Origin of the sequence: Dietzia alimentaria 72 (assembly GCF_000226215.1) — a bacterium.
Lineage (GTDB): Bacteria > Actinomycetota > Actinomycetes > Mycobacteriales > Mycobacteriaceae > Dietzia > Dietzia alimentaria.
The window spans coordinates 1-1,598 of record NZ_AGFF01000009.1; the positions used below are offsets into that span (position 1 = coordinate 1).

The 1,598-nt window shown below is 66.4% G+C and carries 2 protein-coding genes; both read right to left on the reverse strand.

The annotated features are described in order from the left end of the window. Positions 1-6: 6 nt before the first annotated feature. The gene (locus ON04_RS05715) at positions 7-1,062 is read right to left on the reverse strand and encodes an IS3 family transposase (RefSeq protein ID WP_010539515.1); all 1,056 of its coding nucleotides are present in this window, start codon (positions 1,060-1,062) and stop codon (positions 7-9) included. Further along, a complete protein-coding gene (locus ON04_RS05720) occupies positions 1,059-1,520 on the reverse strand; it encodes a transposase (protein WP_010539514.1) in 462 nt (153 codons plus the stop codon). Before ON04_RS05720 ends, ON04_RS05715 begins: the two co-directional genes overlap by 4 nt. Positions 1,521-1,598 lie beyond the last annotated feature (78 nt).

A 1,598-nucleotide genomic window follows, 5' to 3' on the forward strand; every position in this document is an offset into this window, starting at 1 on the left:
GTCAAATCAAATGAGACGTGCAGTGGTCGGTTGAGCTTGGCTAGTTTCGGGTGAGCGGGCGTCGGGGTCGTTGATGGTCACTTTCTCCGGTAGTCGGGGTGGTCGTGGTCGTCGGGTGAACCGTTCGGGGTGCTTGGCATAGGCGGCATCCAGGACGAGCTGGCGACTGTCGCGGATGTGCTCGGCGGTGCCGTCGTGGACGCTGGCCGGGGTGTGCAGACCAATCCCTGAGTGCCGGTGCTCGTGGTTGTACCAGCAGATGAATCGGTTCATCCAGGCCCTGGCGTGGCCGATGCTGGCGAACCGCTCGGGGTAGTCGGGTGTGTACTTCATGGTCTTGAACTGGGACTCGCTGTAGGGGTTGTCGTTGCTGGTCCGCGGCCGATTGTGGGATCGGGTGATGTCCAGGTCGCACAGCAGTGAGGCCAACGGTTTGGAGGTCATCGCCGCGCCCCCGTCGGCGTGCAAGTACCCCGGCGCCCGGCCCTGCTCAGCGATGGCGTCGGCGACCAGGTCCGCGGCGAGTTCGCCGTCTTCGACGGTCTCGATGCGCCACCCGACGACGTAGCGGGAGTAGATGTCGATGACGACGTAGGCGTGGTACCAGATTCCCTTGGCAGGGCCTCGCATTTTCGTGATGTCCCAGGTCCAGACGTCATTGGCGGCGTGCGCGATGAGTTCGGGGATCTTGCGCGGCGGGTGGGTGGCCTGCCGGCGGCGTTCACCGTTCATCCGCGCAGTGGCCAGGATCCGGTGCATGGTGCGCTGCGAGCAGTGGTACCGGCCGGCGTCGAGTTCGCGGGCCCAGACCTGGGCTACCGACAGGTCGGCGTAGGCCTCGCTGGTCAGGACCGTCAGGATCGCCTCACGTTCGGTGGCGTTGAGCTCGGCCGGGTGCTGAGGTTTCGGGTGCGGACCGTACGGGCGCGGCGTGGGGTTCGCCTGCCGGTGATGGGTGGCTCGCGACCGCCCGACCAGGGCACATGCCCGCACCACACCTAGCAGCGTGGTCAGTAGCTGCGCGGTCTCGGCTTGCCAGGTGCGCCATGCCGCCCGGCTCACTCCTTGTTTTTCCTGGAGAGTGCCTCCAAGAATGCGACACCTTTTCCCATGACCTCCAGCGCGGCGTCACGGTCGGCGATGACCTGGTCCTTTCGGGCGGCGTCCGACTCGAGCTTGCCGACCTGCTTTTCCAGCTCGGCGATACGCGCCTGCTCCGGCGATATGCCCGCTCGGGGCTTCTCCTTAGACACCCTGCCCAGTGTTCCGGCTTCGATCTGGGCCCGCCACTGTTTGACGCTGGAATCGTAGAGACCCTCGCGGCGCAGTACCTGACCCTTGGAGCCCGCCGGGGCCTGGTCGTACTCGGCGACGATCCGCCGCTTGTACTCCGCGGTGAACGTCCGCCGCGCCGACCGCCCGGCCCGCGGGGATTCCACCGCGGTCTGCTGCGTCGAGGCCGTCGCCGGTGCCTGCTCCGAGGCCTCCACGGCCCCCTCAGTAGTAGCGATGATCGTCATGCTGGGTTCTCTTTCTACTCTTGCCCCAATCCCTCAACCAGCCAGCCCGGGTGTCTCAACTCAGTCTGGCGGATAGGG

What these genes read in the sequence shown, in the direction of transcription:
- ON04_RS05720 (WP_010539514.1), bottom strand. Translation starts at nt 1,520, where the DNA reads ATGACGATCATCGCTACTACTGAGGGGGCCGTGGAGGCCTCGGAGCAG.